Source organism: Virgibacillus sp. LDC1 (assembly GCF_025792345.1).
Lineage (GTDB): Bacteria > Bacillota > Bacilli > Paenibacillales > Paenibacillaceae > Paenibacillus_AQ > Paenibacillus_AQ lautus.
Window position 1 is genome coordinate 711331 of record NZ_JAOXLZ010000001.1, and the last position, 16343, is coordinate 727673.

A 16343-nucleotide genomic window follows, 5' to 3' on the forward strand; every position below is an offset into this window, starting at 1 on the left:
TGACGAACCTGTGCTACGATTTTGGCGAACGACAACAGGAAGGGGTACGCTTATATTTCAAGTTCGTGGATGAACTTGGCCTGCTAAGATTGCAAGGTAGTGCCGGAGTTATGGAAAGAGAATCTAAGCATACGGGTGAAAAGATGAAACGATTTGACATATTCGGAACATTAAAAAAAGATATGGACGTTATCGAGAAGGAACTGTATCTCAGTGTCGAAGGCGACAGCCCCGAGCTGACAGAGACTTCTTTGCATCTGCTCCGAGCAGGGGGCAAGCGACTCCGTCCTGTTTTTGTGCTGATGGGCGGTAAGTTCGGCGACTATGACATTGACAAGCTGAAGCATGTGGCCGTGCCGCTCGAGATGATTCACAGCGCATCACTCGTTCACGATGACGTGATCGATGATGCGGACACGCGGCGCGGTAAGCCAACGGTAAAGGCGAAATGGGACAACCGGATTGCCATGTATACCGGCGACTATATTTACGGCAAGGCGCTGGAGTTGACGACCCACCTGAAGCAGCCAGAGATTCATCAAATTCTCGCCAAGGCCATGGTCGAGATGTCCATCGGCGAAATGGAGCAGATTCGTGATTTCTTTAATACCGATCAGGACGTCAGAAGGTACCTTCTTCGCATTCGCCGCAAGACGTCACTCTTGATCGCCGTCAGCTGCCAGCTCGGAGCACTGGCTGCGGATGCGGACCGCAAGGTCGCAAACGGTCTGTATCGATTCGGATATAACGTCGGCATGGCCTTTCAGATTCAGGACGATCTTCTGGATCTGTGCGGGACAGAAAAGCAGATTGGCAAGCCGCCGGGGAGTGATATGAGGCAGGGGAATATTACGCTGCCCGTTATATTTGCTCTCGAAGATAGCAAACGGAGGGAGCCGCTGCTGCAAGCGCTGGATCGGATTCATGCAATGAATGGCCAGTGTGATGTGACGGACGCCGTGGAGCTTGTAACCTCAAGCGATGGTATATCGAGATCTGAGGCGTTGGCTGATAGGTATATCCGTAAAGCATTGGCCGCATTGGATACTTTGCCTGACATCAAGACTAAAAAACAGCTTAGAGATATCGCAAATTTTATTACGAAGCGGTCATATTAGCCTTAACCATGAGGTTGCTTTCTGTTAAAATACGGGTACAAACATGTAACATCACCTGAGCATGGAATGATTGTTCAATATCCTAGAATGAGGGGAAGCGTGATGAGGCCAATGGAACGTACTTTTTTAATGATTAAACCCGATGGTGTACAGCGTGGGCTGATCGGCCGAATCGTCGGCCGTTTGGAGGATAAAGGATTCAAGCTGGTTGCAGGCAAGTTCCTGCAGATTTCAGACGAGCAGGCCAAGCGCCATTATGCGGAACATGAAGGCAAAGATTTTTTTGAGAACCTGGTTGGGTTTATCACGTCCGGACCGGTGTTTGCGATGGTTTGGGAAGGGGACGACATCATTGCTTTGTCCCGCCAGGTGATCGGCAAAACGAATGTGAAGGATGCGCTGCCCGGGACGATCCGGGGGGATTTTTCAGCCCATACGCCGCACAATCTGATTCATGGATCGGATTCACCGGAGAGCGCCCAACGCGAAATTGCCAATTTTTTTGAAGAGAAGGAATTAGTTGAATATAACAAGACGCTGTCCCCTTGGCTGTAAGCTAAGGACGCGGAATAATCTGATTAAACAGGATGATACGATGACGGAACATGAACCTGTGCTGGATGATCCGGATTATATCGGCTTTGTTCGCAGTATCGAACGAAGCACGGGGATCAATCTGGCTGATTATAAAGAGGCCCAGATGAAGCGAAGGCTGACAACGCTGCGTATGAAGAAGGGGTTTGAAACCTTCTCGGCCTTCTATGACGCCATGATGAAGGACAAGCCATTATTTCATGAGTTTTTGGACCGGATGACAATTAACGTCTCGGAGTTTTGGCGCAATCCCAACCGGTGGGAAGTTCTCCGTGACAAAATATTGCCAGAGATATCCCGGCAGAATCCCGGGGTATTGAAAATATGGAGCGCCGCCTGCTCCACGGGTGAGGAGCCATATACGCTTGCCATGATACTGTCCGAACAGAAGATGCTGGGCCGTGCGCGAATCGCGGCGACGGATATTGATGATGGGGCATTACATAAAGCGAAGGAAGGCCTATATGTCGAGAGGTCATTAAAGGATGTGCCTCCGGATGTAGCCGCCCGCTATTTTAAGGAAGAAGGCTCGGTGTATCGCTTCAGTGAGCATTTGAAGAAGGAAGTCACCTTTCATAAGCAGAATCTGCTGACGGACCGGTTTGAGACTGGATATGATCTGATTGTTTGCCGAAACGTGATGATTTATTTCACGGAAGGGGCCAAGCATAAGCTGTACCAGAAGTTTGCGTCAAGCTTGAAGCCAGGCGGATTTTTGTTTGTGGGCAGCACGGAACAAATCTTTAATCCGGGACAATATGGCCTGGAGAGCAACGAAACCTTTTTCTACCGTAAAATTCAATAGAGACAGCTGTCAATCACGCAAAAGCGCTTTTCAATCCGTAGGATGAGAGGCGCTTTTGCTTGTCTTGCGACATTCTTGTCAAAGCGTTGGACCTATACTATAATGAGCAGAAGATATTTACGGAGTTTAGCGGTTTAACGCTTAAAAGTTTAAAGGGGGAAAAGCATCATGAGCTTACGCTTTTTAACTGCTGGGGAAACACACGGTCCTCAGTTGACAACCATAATCGAAGGACTTCCAAGTAATTTGGAGCTTGATTTCGAAGCATTGAACTTTCAGCTTCATCGGAGACAGAAGGGGTATGGCCGGGGGCGCCGCATGCAGATCGAGAAGGATACCGCGCAAATCCTTGGGGGCGTGCGTCACGGATATACAACCGGTGCGCCAATCGCCTTGGTCGTGCAGAATAACGACTGGAAGCATTGGCAGAACATTATGAACGTGGAGCCGATTGAAGGTAGCGACGAGGTGAAAAGACGGGTGCACCGCCCAAGACCGGGGCATGCCGACTTGAACGGCGGTTTGAAGTACAACCTGAAGGATCTGCGTAATGTGCTGGAACGCTCCAGTGCCCGTGAAACCACGGTTCGTGTAGCGGTTGGTGCTATCGCGAGACAATTCCTGGCACAATTCGGCGTTAAAGTGGCTGGCCAGGTCATCCGGATCGGCGAGATCGAAGCTCCCCCGCACAATCTTTCGATGGATGAGCTGATCGAGCGTACGGAAGCCTCCTCGGTTCGCGTGGTGGACGAGGAGACCGAGAAGAAAATGGAAGCCTACATAGACCAGATCAAAAAGGAAGGCGACTCCATCGGCGGCATCGTGGAATGCATCATCGAAGGAGTGCCGGTCGGACTGGGCAGCCATGTCCAATATGACCGCAAGCTGGATGGCCGCATCGCACAGGGCGTGATGTCGATTAATGCCTTTAAGGGCGTGGAGGTCGGAATCGGATTTGAAGCAGGCCAATTGCCCGGTTCCCAGGTGCATGACGAGATTATGTACAGTGAAGAGCGCGGATATCACCGCGCAACCAATCGTCTGGGCGGATTTGAAGGCGGGATGACCAACGGCATGCCGATCGTCGTTCGCGGCGTCATGAAGCCGATTCCAACGCTGTACAAGCCGCTTCAAAGCGTGGATATCGATACGAAGGAAGCTTTCACGGCTCAGGTTGAACGCTCGGATGCCTGTGCGGTTCCGGCAGCCAGCGTTGTCATGGAGCATGTTGTTACCTGGGAGGTAGCAAAGGCGTTTCTTGAGAAGTTTGGCGGTGATTCGATGGAAGAGATTCATGCGAATTACCAGAGCTACCTGAAGCAGCTGGAGAACTACTAATATGAGAACACTTCAGGTGGAACTGGGAGAGCGTTCATATCCGATTTATATCGGAGCTGGGATTTTGGATACCATCGGTGAGCTGAGCGCGAAGCATGGGATTACAAGGAAGAGCCCACATTTGATCGTTACGGATGATAAAGTGGCACCTCATTATTTGTCGCAAGTGGAGGAGTTGTTAAAATCGGAAGGATACACGGTTATTTCCCATATTGTCCCTTCCGGTGAATCCTCCAAGTCGCTTCAAGTCTATGAAGAGGTAATGACTACAGCTATTAACGGCAAGCTGGACCGCAGCTCGGCAGTATTCGCGCTGGGTGGAGGCGTTGTAGGTGATCTGGCCGGATTCGTCGCGGCAACGTACATGCGCGGCGTGACGTTTGTTCAGATCCCGACCACCATTCTGGCCCATGACAGCAGCGTCGGCGGCAAAGTGGCGGTCAACCATCCGTTAGCCAAAAATATGATCGGTGCGTTCCATCAACCCGTTATGGTCGTTTATGATGTGAATACGCTGATGTCACTGCCTCCGCGTGAGGTATCCTCAGGTCTTGCGGAAATGGTGAAGCATGGTTTGATCCTGGACCGTGATTTTGCCTATTGGTGCCGGGAGAATGGTCAGAAGCTGCTGAGCCTGGATCCCGATACGTTGATATATGGCCTGGAGCGCGGCTGCGCGATCAAAGCGGACGTGGTTTCCCAGGACGAGCGGGAAGGCGGTTTGCGTGCCATCCTTAATCTGGGTCATACCATCGGTCATGCCATTGAAGCCGTTGGCGGCTACGGACGCTTTTTGCACGGTGAGGCGATTGCAATCGGAATGGCCGGTTCGGCCCGCCTTGCCGAAAAGCTCGGCAGACCATCGGATCTGCACGACGAGACAGTGAGCATGTTGAAGGCGGTCAATCTGCCGGTAACCTTGCCGGGTGACGTCTCGGTTGAGCGAATTATGGACGCTATGCAGCACGATAAAAAGTTCGCCGAGGGGAATATGGTATTTATCGTACCGGAATCCATCGGCACCGTCAGCATCGTTAAGGATGTACCGGTAGAAGCTGTTCGATCCGTGGTTGAACAGTTGAAGGGAGAGGGATAGTTCATGATGAATCGGGGAATCCGGGGGGCGACAACCGTCACCCGCAACGATGAGCAGGAGATTGTACAGGAAACGCTGCGGCTGCTTGAAGAGATGGTGAGACGAAACGAGCTTCAGCCGGAGTATATCAGCAACATATGGATTACGATGACACAGGATCTGGATGCGACATTTCCGGCGAAAGCGATACGCCAGCTGGAGGGCTGGGATCTCGTCCCTTTAATGTGTTCGGTTGAAATACCGGTTCAAGGCAGTCTGCCGCGCTGCATCCGGTTTATGGTGCAGGTCAATACGGATAAAAGCCAGAGCGAGATTAAGCATGTGTATTTGAACGAAGCCAAGCGGCTGCGTCCGGATTTATCAGGCTCCAACGCTTGATGTAGAAATTTAGGGTTGCAGTAACACGGCATCATCCTGTATAGTGATATCAGAATAGCTGAGTAGAGTTAGGTTTTACAGATGAGTTGAGTTGAGAAGAGCTGAGGCATTTTAGGTAATAACATAATCGGGATTAAGGATGAACTTGATTTCATGATGAATAGTACAGCATGTTCGTACGGCTGGTTACAAGCCTATTTCTTGTATCCGTCTTTGGAACAATAGCCGCTGTAGTTCGTCGTTGAATGGGCTCTGAATTCCTTGACCGCGCTCTTTTTTCATAGACTTTTTCTGAACATTAACCTCTACTTCGGTAGAGGTTTTTTTGTTGTATATCATCAATTAAGGAGGGATTGACATGGCGAATCCATCAATGGAGCAAGTGGTGGCTATGGCAGGTGAATATAACCTGATTCCGGTAGCGATCAGACTGTTAGCCGACATGGAAACCCCGATTCGCATTTTTCAGCGGTATGCGGAGCGGAAACGGGCATTTTTACTTGAAAGCGTTGAGGGTGGCGTACAGTGGGCGCGGTATTCGTTTATCGGAACAGACCCCTTCTTAATGATCACGGGCAAAAAAGGCAAGATCGAAATTGAAAGGAACGGAGAGCGTTCCCTGCTGGAAGGAAAACCTGTCGAGGAGTTAAAGGCGCTGCTGCGGACGTACCGCAGCCCGCAGCTGAAGGAGATGCCTCCTTTTACCGGAGGGGCTATCGGATTTTTCGGATATGACCTGCTCCAATATTATGAGAAGCTTCCGCCACATGCGATGGACGATCTCGGAATGGATGATATCCGGTTCATGTTTTGCGATCAAGTCATTGTCTTCGACCATGTGAAGCAGCAGATCATGCTGGTGGGCAACGTGCACGTGAAACCTGGAGATTCGGACGATACCATCCGTCAGACTTACATGGAGGTATGCCGTGCCCTGGAAGCGGCGGCCGAGCAGCTGCAAGAACAGGGACCGCGGGAGAACGTGAACTCCAGAGGCATTCCGGCTGATGTTGATATGGGTGACATTAAATCCAATATGACAAAAGAGAAGTACCTTTCCAACGTGGATCAAGCGAAGGAATACATTCGCGCAGGTGACATTTTTCAGGTGGTATTGTCCCAGCGCTTTCATATTGAGACCGAAGTATCGCCGCTTCACGTCTACCGGGTGCTGAGAACGCTGAATCCTTCGCCGTATATGTATTATCTCAAAATGGACGACGACATTATCGTAGGAACCTCGCCGGAAGCTCTGGTGAAGGTAGATGGACGAAGATTGGAAACAAGACCGATTGCAGGCACCAGACCTAGGGGCCGTGATGAGGCCGAAGACCAGGCGCTGGCTGATGATCTGCTGCAGGACGAGAAGGAACGCGCCGAGCATTTGATGCTGGTGGATCTGGGCCGCAATGACCTGGGCCGTGTGTCAGAGTTCGGCACGGTGAAGTGCGACACGTTCATGGAGATTGAAAAATACTCCCACGTGATGCATATGGTATCCAGCGTTTCCGGTCAGCTGAGCAAGGATAAGGATTTCTTCGATGCTTTTCTGTCCTGCTTGCCGGCAGGAACGGTATCCGGTGCTCCGAAACTAAGGGCAATGGAGATCATTGCCGAGTTGGAGCGGGAGGCCAGAGGCGCGTATGCGGGGGCCATCGGTTATCTGGGCTTTGGCGGCAACATGGATTCCTGCATTACGATCCGTACGATCATTTTTCGTCATGGCAAAGCTTACGTCCAGGCGGGGGCAGGCATCGTATGGGACTCGGTACCGGAGAAGGAATATGAAGAAACCGTCAACAAAGCCAAGGGGATGCTGAAGGCAATCCGCGTCGCGGAAGCGATGTTCCCGTCCAGCACGAACGCTAACGATTTAATTAATCAGGATTACCTGTACCAATACACACCTTAAACCGAAGGAGGAGAACGTAATGAACGTCATGGAAACGATGCAATCCAGCCTTACGAAGCTGATTCAAGGTCAAGATCTGAGCCGGGAGGAAGCGCGCGGGGTCATGCAGTCCATTATGGAAGGCCAGGCAACCCATTCTCAAATCGGGGCGCTGCTTACGGCCTTGAGAATGAAGGGGGAGACGGTCGAAGAGATCACCGGCTTTGCCGAGGCGATGCGTGGTGCGGGCGGGCGCGTCGTTACCGAGCGAAACCAGCTGCTGGATACATGCGGCACCGGTGGATCCGGCATTCATAAATTTAACATTTCTACCGTATCCGCCATTATCTCCTCCTCGGTTTCGGTCAGAGTGGCCAAACACGGCAACCGCTCGGCATCGGGACGGGCGGGCAGTGCCGATGTGCTGGAGGCTCTGGGCGTCAATATTCACTTGACGGCAGAGCAAGCGACAGCCTGTCTGAACGATATCGGCATCTGTTTCCTATTTGCCCAAATCTATCATCCATCGATGAAATATGCGGCTGCTCCTCGCAAAGAGCTCGGGGTTCGAACCGTATTTAACATGCTGGGGCCTTTGACAAACCCGGCGGGGGCAGATCGGCAGATGCTCGGGATCTACGATATGAACAAAACGGAAACCATCGCGCAGGTGCTCAAAGAGCTTGGCTTGAAGCGGGCCATGGTGGTAACCAGCCATGACGGTTTGGATGAAATCAGCATCTCTGCGCCTACTCGAGTATCCGAGCTCCGCGGCGGAGAAGTCCGAACGTATGATATTCATCCGCATGATCTGGGACTGTCGGTTCATCCGATGAGCGATATTCTGGGTGGCGATGCAAAAGAGAACGCGGCCATCATCGGATCGGTGCTGCGTGGTGAGCGCAGTGCTTATCGGGATATCGTGCTTGCCAATGCCGGTGCCTGCATCTATGTGTCCGGGCTTGCGGATAGTTTGGCCGAAGGTGTGCAGCGCGCAGCGGGAGCCATCGATTCAGGGCTGGCTCAGTCCAAGCTGGAGCAGCTGATCTCAAGAACGGGGGAAATGAGTTATGTATCTTGATCGAATAGTAGAAACGAAGCGCAGAGAGGTTGCTCAGCTGCGAGATACATTCAGCATCTCGGAGGCGGAGAGGCAAATAGCGGATTTACCGCCGACTCTCGGTTTTGAGAAGGCGTTGTCCACGGGGCGTAAACGCAGCATGGGATTAATCGCCGAGGTGAAGAAGGCTTCGCCGTCCAAAGGGTTAATTCGTCCGGACTTTGACCCGGTTATGATCGCCAAAGCTTATGAGGCAGCCGATGCCGATTGCCTATCCGTGCTGACCGACATGGACTATTTTCAGGGTAGCGGAGAGTATTTGAAGGCGGTAAGGGCAGCCGTCAACATTCCTTTGCTGCGCAAGGATTTTATTATTGACGAGACTCAGATTTACGAAGCGCGCCTGTTAGGTGCGGACGCGGTTCTCTTGATAGCGAGCATACTGGATCCGCAGCGGATCGCGAATTTTATAGACATCGCTGGTTCCATTGGCTTGGATTGCCTGATTGAGGTCCATGATGGGCAAGAGCTGGAATCGGTTCTTGGGCTGGGAACGGCGCAGCTTATCGGGATTAACAACCGCAATCTGCGGACATTTGAAACCTCGCTGCAGACAACGGCCGATATCGCGGCACAAGTCCCGGAGGGAGTTACGTTGATCAGCGAGAGCGGAATATCAGGCCCCGCCGATATTTCCTACTTGCATTATGTTGGGGCACATGGTGTTCTGGTAGGGGAGCATTTCATGCGCCAGCAGGACGTGTTCCGCGCGGTAAACGATCTGATGGGACCCTTGCCGATCGCTGCAGACATCGAATAAAGGGGATATTGGATGATGAGTACGACGCTAAAAATATGTGGACTTCAAAGCGTTGAAGTGCTAAAATCTATGATAAACTTACCTGTGGATTATATCGGATTCGTATTGGCCAAGAGTCGGCGTAAGGTAACGCCGCAGCAGGCTTCGCAGCTGATGCAAGTATTGCGGGAATGGGATCATGACAAGATTCCCGCCGCTGTCGGCGTCTTGGTTAACCCTGATGTGAATGAGCTGGAAGAGCTTCTACGAGAAGCAGCGCTTGACGTCGTGCAGCTGCATGGTCAGGAATCGCCGCAATTTTGCCGGGAAGTGAAGGAGCGCTTCCCGGTTTCCGTTTTTAAGGCGGTATCGATCGAGAGTGACCGTCCGGAAGCGGAACGTCTGTCAGCATTGGATGCGTATGCGGGCGCCATCGACGGATTGCTGATCGACACGTACGATCCGGTGTATGGCGGAGGGTCTGGCAAGACATTTGCCTGGGAGCTCATTCCGCCTTACCAGAAGTGGGCGAAAAAGCAAGGGATCCCCTTGTTTGTAGCCGGCGGATTGGATTCGGATAATGTATCGCATTTAATAGGTCAGTACGCTCCGTACGGCGTGGATGTATCCAGCGGCGTTGAGAGCGAACCTGGCGTAAAGGATATAAACAAAGTGATTGCATTCGTAGAAAGGGTGAAGGGGAAATGACACAACTTCCTGACCGTAATGGACGTTTCGGAGTGTTTGGTGGCCGGTTCGTACCGGAAACACTCATGAACGCTTTAATAGAGCTTGAACAAGAGTATAACCGCTTTTCGGAGGATCCTGCCTTCAAAGAGGAGATTGCTTATTTGCTTAAACAGTATTCCGGACGGGAAACGCCGTTATATTATGCCGAACGACTCAGCAATCACCTCGGCAAGGCGAAAATTTATCTGAAGCGTGAGGATTTGAATCATACAGGCGCACACAAAATCAACAACGCCATTGCTCAAGGCGTGTTAGCCAAGCGCATGGGCAAAGGCAAGGTCATTGCCGAAACGGGTGCCGGGCAGCATGGCGTTGCCACTGCAACCGTAGCCGCTCTGCTCGGTCTCGAATGCAAGGTGTTCATGGGCGAAGAGGACACCAAACGGCAGCAGTTGAATGTATTCCGCATGAAAATGCTCGGTGCCGAAGTGATTCCGGTGACGTCGGGAAGCCGAACGCTTAAAGATGCCGGCAACGAGGCGCTTCGTTACTGGGTCAGCAACGTAGAGGATACCTTCTACGTGCTTGGATCCGCAGTAGGTCCGCATCCGTATCCGATGATGGTGCGGAACTTTCAGCGGATCATCGGTGACGAGACCCGCAAACAGATTCTGGAGACGGAAGGAAGACTTCCAAACGTGATTCTTGCACCAATCGGGGGAGGAAGCAATGCGATCGGCATGTTCTACCCGTTTCTGGAAGATAAGGAAGTCGGTTTGATCGGTGTCGAAGCAGCCGGCAAAGGGGTAGATACCGATTTTCATGCGGCTACCATGTCCAAGGGGACCCAGGGCGTATTTCAGGGATCGATGAGTTATTTGCTTCAGGATGAGTATGGACAGGTTCAGGAGGCGCATTCCATTTCTGCCGGCCTTGATTATCCCGGCGTTGGGCCTGAGCATTCCTACTTAAAAGATATTGAGCGTGTGCAGTATGTGCCTATAACCGACCAAGAGGCATTGAATGCCTTGCAGCTGCTTTGCCGCACGGAAGGCATTATACCCGCGCTGGAATCCGCGCATGCCGTAGCGCAAGCAGTAAAAATGGCGTCCGCGTGGACCGAAGACGATATTGTCGTCATTAATTTGTCCGGTCGCGGTGACAAGGACGTGGAGTCCATCATGGCTTACACGGGAGGGAAAACCGAATGAACCGAATCGACCAGACCTTTGCGTCGTTGAAACAGCAAAACAAGACGGCCCTGATTCCTTATTTGACCGTTGGGGATCCGGACGTAAAGTCGACGCTGGATATTATTGATGAGCTTGAAATTGCAGGGGCCGATATGATCGAACTCGGCGTTCCTTATTCTGACCCACTCGCCGATGGCCCGGTCATTCAGCGTGCTTCCGAGCGCGCCCTGAAGAGCAAGGTGACCATTCGCACTTGCATGGAGACCGCACACTTGGCGAGAGAACGGGGCAGCAAGCTGCCGTTCATTCTGTTCACCTATTACAATCCGGTTCTGCAGACCGGACTGGATGTCTTCTTCGAAGAAGTGGTAAGGCATGATATCAGCGGACTGATCATTCCGGATCTGCCGGTGGAAGAATCCGAAGAGGTTCGGAAACGGGCTCATGCCGCGGACGTTCACCTAATTCCGCTGGTGGCACCTACTTCCCATGAACGGATTGCGAGCATCGCTTCGGAAGCGACCGGCTTTGTATATTGCGTATCCTCGCTTGGCGTGACAGGCGAGCGCACCGATTTTTATACGGGAGTGGAATCATTCCTTGAAACGGTGAAGCAGTACAGTAACGTGCCAATCGCGATTGGCTTTGGTATTTCGTCGGGCGAACAAGTTGCCAGATTCTCGAAAATCTGCGACGGCGTCGTTGTTGGCAGTGCTATTGTGCGTCAGATCGAATCAACCATTCCTCTGCTTGAGAAGGAAGAGACAAGACGGCAGGGACTTTTGCAAATCAGAGAGTTTGTGGCACAATTAAAAGGATAGTGTTGTGTTAAGCAGTTATGAAAGGTGAGGCGAATAACAAATGAAACCGAAAGCGCAAATTGTTAATCTTCCTGTATATCAACCCGGGAAGCCAATCGAAGAAGTCAAAAAAGAATTAGGCCTGGATGTTGTCATTAAACTGGCCTCCAACGAGAATCCGTATGGCTGCTCGCCGCGCGCAACCGAAGCGATTACCGCTGAACTGGGAGCGCTCAGCCTGTATCCGGATGGTAGTGCAGCCGATTTAACGGCGGAGCTTGCTGACCAGCTTGGCATTGAACGCAATCAGATTATTTTTGGATGCGGATCCGATGAAATCATCGCTCTCATTATTCGGGCGTTCCTGGAGCCGGGAGACGAAACCATTATGGCCGATCAGACCTTCTCGGTTTATAAAACGAATGCAGATATTGAAGGTGCAACAAGCATTGAGGTACCTCTGGTTAACGGGAAGCATGATCTGCCGGGCATGGCAAAAGCCGTTACGGACAAAACCAAAATCATTTGGGTGTGCAATCCGAATAATCCGACCGGAACCATCGTTTCTGAAAGCGAGCTGGTATCTTTCCTGGATGAAGTTCCTGCTCACGTGATGGTTGTTCTCGATGAAGCTTATTATGAGTATGTTACGGACGCTTCGTATCCGGCCAGCATCCAATTAATGGAGCGTTATCCGAATCTGGTCATCCTGCGTACCTTCTCCAAAATATACGGCCTGGCTGCACTTCGCATCGGCTACGGCATGGGGCAGACTGAGGTTATCTCCTTAATTAACCGAGTGCGTGAGCCGTTTAATACAGGACGTCTGGCCCAGGTAGCGGCGAAGGCAGCTCTGAAAGATCAGGAGTTCGTAGCTAAATGCCGTCAATTGAATGCCGAGGGAATCACTTATGTCCAGCGAGAGTTTGATCGTCTTGGGTTATCCTATTTTCCTGCGAACGGGAACTTCATCATGGTGGATGTGAAAAAGCCGGGCACCGAAGTGTTCAAGTCCCTGCTAAGCAAAGGCATTATCGTACGTCCTGGATTTGAAGTATACCCGAACTACATTCGCGTAACCGTTGGCTCTGAAGAACAGAACAAGGCTTTCATCGGCGCATTGGAACAAGTGCTGCAAGAAGTGAATGCACCAGCCTAATCTAATGACATAACAATAATCGCAGCTTGAAACGAGTGAGAGAGAACATGACCATGCAAATTTCTATATTCGGCGTCGGCTTGATCGGCGGTTCGTTAGCTTTAAATTTCAAAGGAAAACCAGGCATAACCGTTACCGGTTATGCCCACACGCAAGAATATGCGGACCAGGTCATCGCCAAGGGTGTTGTCGATAAAGTTACGCTTTCGGTAGAAGAAGCTGCCCAGGACGCGGACATCATATTTTTGTGTGTTCCGGTAGGAAGTCTGGAGATGTACATAAAACGTCTGAGTGAAATGCAGCTTAAACCCGGGTGCATTATTACGGATGTAGGCAGTACCAAAGCGAGTATTGCCGAATGCGCATCCCGGCTTGCGCTTAAGGATGCCTATTTTATCGGAGGTCATCCGATGGCCGGCTCGGAAAGATCCGGCGTAGGCGCTGCTTCCACCGTATTATTCGAGAATGCATATTATGTGCTTACTCCACCGGATGAAGTCCCACAGGAGAAGCTGGACGTACTTGTAGAGCTTCTGTCGTATACGCGTGCACATATTGTCAAGGTTGATCCAAGACTGCACGATGAAATTGTTGGAGCCATCAGTCATCTGCCTCATGTGATCGCCGTGGCTTTGGTGAACCAGATCAGCTCCTACAATGACGATAATCCATTGTACCGTACGCTGGCTGCAGGAGGTTTTCGGGATATTACCCGTATTGCTTCCAGCGACCCGGTCGTTTGGCGGGACATTCTATTAAATAATCGAAATGTCATGCTGCCGCTGTTACGAGACTGGAACGAAGGCATCCAGCGTTTCATGGATATGCTGGAGTCGAAGGACGGGGCGGCTATTGAAGAGGCCTTCCGCAGAGCGGGGGAATTCCGCAGCGTGCTCCCAGAGCGACGGAAGGGGATGATTGTATCCCAATACGATCTGTATCTGGACGTGCCTGACCATCCGGGTATCATCGGCCGCATAGCGACGGATTTAGGGACGAATAGCATCAACCTTAGCAACATGCAGATTATCGAGAGTCGGGAAGATGTGCCGGGCGTGATGCGCCTTTCCTTCCGCAATGAAATCGAGCAGGAGCGGGCTAAAGAGCTATTGTTGTCGCAAGGACACTCGGTGTACCAGTAATTTTCCGGTTGTTTTTAAACAACCGGAAATAAATGCGTTTTCAGTGTTGACAAAATGAAAACGTATACATATAATAAAAGTACAGTATGGTTTCTCTCCACTCCTATCCAAAATATTGCACTGTGTGCAACCGCCTTCAATGTTGAAGGCGGATTTTTTTTGTCTTTTTTCCTATCCGTGGCAAACCTGCTGCCACAAACCTGAACTTTTCTCCAATATGTGCTATAATGCTAGAGTGCTAGTGTAGAAGATTTGGGGAAATTGCCAAATACATAGAATAGTCAGACATCTTGAGGCGTAACTATATATGGTTTGACGGTACTTTTGCACAAATCCATGATCATTGCATCCGCGGAGATGTAAAGGACAGGGAAGAGGCACCGGATGGTGAAGGAGGAACGAAAAATCATATGACGGATTCCCAACTAATCCAAGAAATTAAGCAAGGCAATACCGAACTTTATTCCGAATTAATGCGGCGTTATCAGAGAAAAATATTAGCGTTTGTCTATCATATGTTAAAAAGTTCGCACATGGAGCTTATGGCTGAAGATTTATGTTCGGAAACATTTTATAAGGCGTTCCGGAGTTTGCACTCATTCCGGGAAGTGGATGCATCCTTCTCGACTTGGCTCTATACCATTGCCCGCAACACCGTGCTCAGCGAACTGCGCAAGCATCGGAGCGGCACATTGCCGCTGGAGGAGAGCGGGGTCGTGCCTGTGGCTCCACTGGAGGTTGCTCCTGAACAGGCGATACTACGCAGTGAACGAGTACATATGGTAAGGGAAGCAATTAATAATTTACCGGAGAAACAGAGATCGGCGCTGATTCTTCGGGAGTATGATCAACTGGATTATCAGGAAATCGCAGATATTTTAGGTCAAAGCGTCAGTTCGGTTAAGTCATTGTTGTTCAGAGCTCGCGGCAGTGTCAAAATTCAGCTCGAACCCTATTTTTATGAGCCGGTTTTTGAGGATCTGAGAGGGATGAAGAATAGATGACTTGCGATGAAGCCCAAGAGCTGATGGAAACGGTCTGGGATTTGCCGGACAATGATCTGCAGCGACAACGGCTGATCGCACATGTTCAAACCTGCAGCTCGTGTGCAGCGGAGTACGAAATGTGGGTGGAAAGCCAGAACATGGTTCATGTTCTGGAACATGAGATCCCCGACATGGACGCTGAACAGATCAACCGCAACGTGATGGACCGCATCTATCGCGATTTCCCATGGCTGGTGGAGGAAACATCTAAGAGCCGGGCGGTAAGCCGAGTGTTCCGCAAGCGGCTGACTTTCATGATTGCCGGTTTTTTGGCTCTATTTGTTTGCAGCTTCGTTTATTTTGCAGCGACCGGCAACCAGCCGGAGCCGGTTCCGGAAGCGGTAACGACAGGGATCATCCCTACGGGGGTGGCTGACACGGCCCAAACCCTGAACTCTCAGGACGATTACAACATTCCGAAAACGAACAGCGGCATTATTGATCCTTTTGTGGTTGATATGAGCCCGACCCAGCCAGAATATTGGATGATACTATCCCTGTTGGGCATTGGATTCGCCATGTTTTTCCTGAAGAGATTAAATCGGGTCAGAAGATGAAAAATGGTTAGGATGGAGGAGATGCGGCATGCAAATCGGCTTGGTTCGTCATGGATTAACGGATTGGAATGCGTTAGGCAAAATCCAAGGCCAAACGGACATTCCACTGAATGAGGAAGGTCGTCGTCAAGCGCGTTTGCTTGGGGATAGACTTCTGCAGGAGCCTTACCGATGGGACTTTGCGGTTAGCAGCGGACTCTCCCGTGCTGAGGAAACAGCTAAGATCATCTCGTCCATGCTGAACATTCCATTAATGCCACCGGATAACCGTTTGCGCGAGCGCAAGTACGGTCAGGTGGAAGGTTTGACAGCGGAGGAGCGTGAATCCCGGTTCGGTGCTGATTGGCATCTGTTGGATTTGGGACAGGAGACGGATCTGGAGCTCCAATCCAGAGGGCTTGTCTTTCTGGATGATATGTGGCATAAACACCCGGATGCCAATATTTTGGTTGTCAGCCACGGTGGATTTTTAGCGCAGCTATACAGGCTGGTGTGCCGCGGCGTTCTGAGCGAGCGGATCGGCAATCTGTCGCTTACGGTCCTGGAGAGAAAAGACGATGACTGGTCGCCCCTGCTGTTTAACTGTACCAAACATCTGTTGACAAAACAGTCGTAACATGGAGCTTCATGAATAGAAGTAAGAGCCTTCCCGCGGGAAGGCTCTTATTTGTTTCTAA

Annotated in this window: 17 protein-coding genes; all 17 read left to right on the top strand. The window is 51.0% G+C overall.

Annotated features, from left to right (window positions below; translation table 11 throughout):
• The first annotated feature begins 143 nt into the window (after positions 1 to 143).
• The 17 genes from OHJ21_RS03360 to OHJ21_RS03440 all read left to right on the top strand — a co-directional run bounded on the left by OHJ21_RS03360 (position 144) and on the right by OHJ21_RS03440 (position 16282).
• On the top strand, positions 144 to 1118 hold the full coding sequence (locus OHJ21_RS03360) for a polyprenyl synthetase family protein (RefSeq protein ID WP_100539309.1): 975 nt from the start codon (positions 144 to 146) through the stop codon (positions 1116 to 1118).
• Positions 1119 to 1229: 111 nt separating this feature from the next.
• Positions 1230 to 1673, top strand: a complete 444-nt coding sequence (gene ndk, locus OHJ21_RS03365; protein WP_098743022.1) for a nucleoside-diphosphate kinase — start codon at positions 1230 to 1232, stop codon at positions 1671 to 1673.
• A 40-nt stretch (positions 1674 to 1713) separates the two neighbouring features.
• Complete coding sequence (locus OHJ21_RS03370; protein ID WP_100536317.1) at positions 1714 to 2517, top strand: CheR family methyltransferase; 804 nt, start codon at positions 1714 to 1716, stop codon at positions 2515 to 2517.
• Between the two features lie 168 nt (positions 2518 to 2685).
• Complete coding sequence (gene aroC, locus OHJ21_RS03375; protein ID WP_486019297.1) at positions 2686 to 3855, top strand: chorismate synthase; 1170 nt, start codon at positions 2686 to 2688, stop codon at positions 3853 to 3855.
• A gap of 1 nt (position 3856) precedes the next feature.
• Positions 3857 to 4951, top strand: a complete 1095-nt coding sequence (gene aroB / locus OHJ21_RS03380; RefSeq protein ID WP_486019298.1) for a 3-dehydroquinate synthase — start codon at positions 3857 to 3859, stop codon at positions 4949 to 4951.
• A 3-nt stretch (positions 4952 to 4954) separates the two neighbouring features.
• Entirely contained in the window at positions 4955 to 5329 is a 375-nt protein-coding gene (gene aroH / locus OHJ21_RS03385; RefSeq protein ID WP_009595253.1) for a chorismate mutase, read from the top strand.
• 358 nt (positions 5330 to 5687) lie between these two features.
• The gene (trpE, locus tag OHJ21_RS03390; RefSeq protein WP_326112167.1) at positions 5688 to 7241 is read left to right on the top strand and encodes an anthranilate synthase component I; all 1554 of its coding nucleotides are present in this window, start codon (positions 5688 to 5690) and stop codon (positions 7239 to 7241) included.
• Between the two features lie 19 nt (positions 7242 to 7260).
• Complete coding sequence (gene trpD / locus OHJ21_RS03395) at positions 7261 to 8301, top strand: anthranilate phosphoribosyltransferase (protein ID WP_100536321.1); 1041 nt, start codon at positions 7261 to 7263, stop codon at positions 8299 to 8301.
• Positions 8291 to 9100 (top strand): indole-3-glycerol phosphate synthase TrpC, encoded by an 810-nt coding sequence (trpC, locus tag OHJ21_RS03400; RefSeq protein WP_100536322.1) that lies wholly within the window; start codon positions 8291 to 8293, stop codon positions 9098 to 9100. The genes trpD and trpC overlap by 11 nt, the downstream gene beginning before the upstream one ends.
• Positions 9101 to 9112: 12 nt before the next feature.
• Positions 9113 to 9787 carry a phosphoribosylanthranilate isomerase gene (locus tag OHJ21_RS03405; protein WP_100536323.1) on the top strand — a complete coding sequence of 225 codons (675 nt, stop codon included), beginning with the start codon at positions 9113 to 9115 and terminating at the stop codon, positions 9785 to 9787.
• On the top strand, positions 9784 to 10980 hold the full coding sequence (gene trpB / locus OHJ21_RS03410) for a tryptophan synthase subunit beta (RefSeq protein ID WP_100536324.1): 1197 nt from the start codon (positions 9784 to 9786) through the stop codon (positions 10978 to 10980). Before OHJ21_RS03405 ends, trpB begins: the two co-directional genes overlap by 4 nt.
• Entirely contained in the window at positions 10977 to 11783 is an 807-nt protein-coding gene (gene trpA, locus OHJ21_RS03415) for a tryptophan synthase subunit alpha (protein WP_100536325.1), read from the top strand. Before trpB ends, trpA begins: the two co-directional genes overlap by 4 nt.
• A 40-nt stretch (positions 11784 to 11823) precedes the next feature.
• A complete protein-coding gene (gene hisC / locus OHJ21_RS03420; protein WP_100536326.1) occupies positions 11824 to 12921 on the top strand; it encodes a histidinol-phosphate transaminase in 1098 nt (365 codons plus the stop codon).
• Positions 12922 to 12974: 53 nt separating this feature from the next.
• Entirely contained in the window at positions 12975 to 14063 is a 1089-nt protein-coding gene (locus tag OHJ21_RS03425) for a prephenate dehydrogenase (protein WP_326097558.1), read from the top strand.
• Between the two features lie 410 nt (positions 14064 to 14473).
• Positions 14474 to 15067 (top strand): RNA polymerase sigma factor, encoded by a 594-nt coding sequence (locus tag OHJ21_RS03430; RefSeq protein ID WP_015734542.1) that lies wholly within the window; start codon positions 14474 to 14476, stop codon positions 15065 to 15067.
• Positions 15064 to 15666, top strand: a complete 603-nt coding sequence (locus OHJ21_RS03435; RefSeq protein WP_100536328.1) for an anti-sigma factor family protein — start codon at positions 15064 to 15066, stop codon at positions 15664 to 15666. The genes OHJ21_RS03430 and OHJ21_RS03435 overlap by 4 nt, the downstream gene beginning before the upstream one ends.
• Before the next feature lie 28 nt (positions 15667 to 15694).
• Positions 15695 to 16282 carry a histidine phosphatase family protein gene (locus OHJ21_RS03440; protein WP_100536329.1) on the top strand — a complete coding sequence of 196 codons (588 nt, stop codon included), beginning with the start codon at positions 15695 to 15697 and terminating at the stop codon, positions 16280 to 16282.
• Positions 16283 to 16343 lie beyond the last annotated feature (61 nt).

Excerpts from the sequence above, each read along its gene's own strand:
- OHJ21_RS03360 (WP_100539309.1), top strand. The coding sequence starts at position 144 with ATGAAACGATTTGACATATTCGGAACATTAAAAAAAGATATGGACGTT.
- ndk (WP_098743022.1), top strand. The coding sequence starts at position 1,230 with ATGGAACGTACTTTTTTAATGATTAAACCCGATGGTGTACAGCGTGGG.
- OHJ21_RS03370 (WP_100536317.1), top strand. The coding sequence starts at position 1,714 with ATGACGGAACATGAACCTGTGCTGGATGATCCGGATTATATCGGCTTT.
- aroC (WP_486019297.1), top strand. The coding sequence starts at position 2,686 with ATGAGCTTACGCTTTTTAACTGCTGGGGAAACACACGGTCCTCAGTTG.
- aroB (WP_486019298.1), top strand. The coding sequence starts at position 3,857 with ATGAGAACACTTCAGGTGGAACTGGGAGAGCGTTCATATCCGATTTAT.
- aroH (WP_009595253.1), top strand. The coding sequence starts at position 4,955 with ATGATGAATCGGGGAATCCGGGGGGCGACAACCGTCACCCGCAACGAT.
- trpE (WP_326112167.1), top strand. The coding sequence starts at position 5,688 with ATGGCGAATCCATCAATGGAGCAAGTGGTGGCTATGGCAGGTGAATAT.
- trpD (WP_100536321.1), top strand. The coding sequence starts at position 7,261 with ATGAACGTCATGGAAACGATGCAATCCAGCCTTACGAAGCTGATTCAA.
- trpC (WP_100536322.1), top strand. The coding sequence starts at position 8,291 with ATGTATCTTGATCGAATAGTAGAAACGAAGCGCAGAGAGGTTGCTCAG.
- OHJ21_RS03405 (WP_100536323.1), top strand. The coding sequence starts at position 9,113 with ATGATGAGTACGACGCTAAAAATATGTGGACTTCAAAGCGTTGAAGTG.
- trpB (WP_100536324.1), top strand. The coding sequence starts at position 9,784 with ATGACACAACTTCCTGACCGTAATGGACGTTTCGGAGTGTTTGGTGGC.
- trpA (WP_100536325.1), top strand. The coding sequence starts at position 10,977 with ATGAACCGAATCGACCAGACCTTTGCGTCGTTGAAACAGCAAAACAAG.
- hisC (WP_100536326.1), top strand. The coding sequence starts at position 11,824 with ATGAAACCGAAAGCGCAAATTGTTAATCTTCCTGTATATCAACCCGGG.
- OHJ21_RS03425 (WP_326097558.1), top strand. The coding sequence starts at position 12,975 with ATGCAAATTTCTATATTCGGCGTCGGCTTGATCGGCGGTTCGTTAGCT.
- OHJ21_RS03430 (WP_015734542.1), top strand. The coding sequence starts at position 14,474 with ATGACGGATTCCCAACTAATCCAAGAAATTAAGCAAGGCAATACCGAA.
- OHJ21_RS03435 (WP_100536328.1), top strand. The coding sequence starts at position 15,064 with ATGACTTGCGATGAAGCCCAAGAGCTGATGGAAACGGTCTGGGATTTG.
- OHJ21_RS03440 (WP_100536329.1), top strand. The coding sequence starts at position 15,695 with ATGCAAATCGGCTTGGTTCGTCATGGATTAACGGATTGGAATGCGTTA.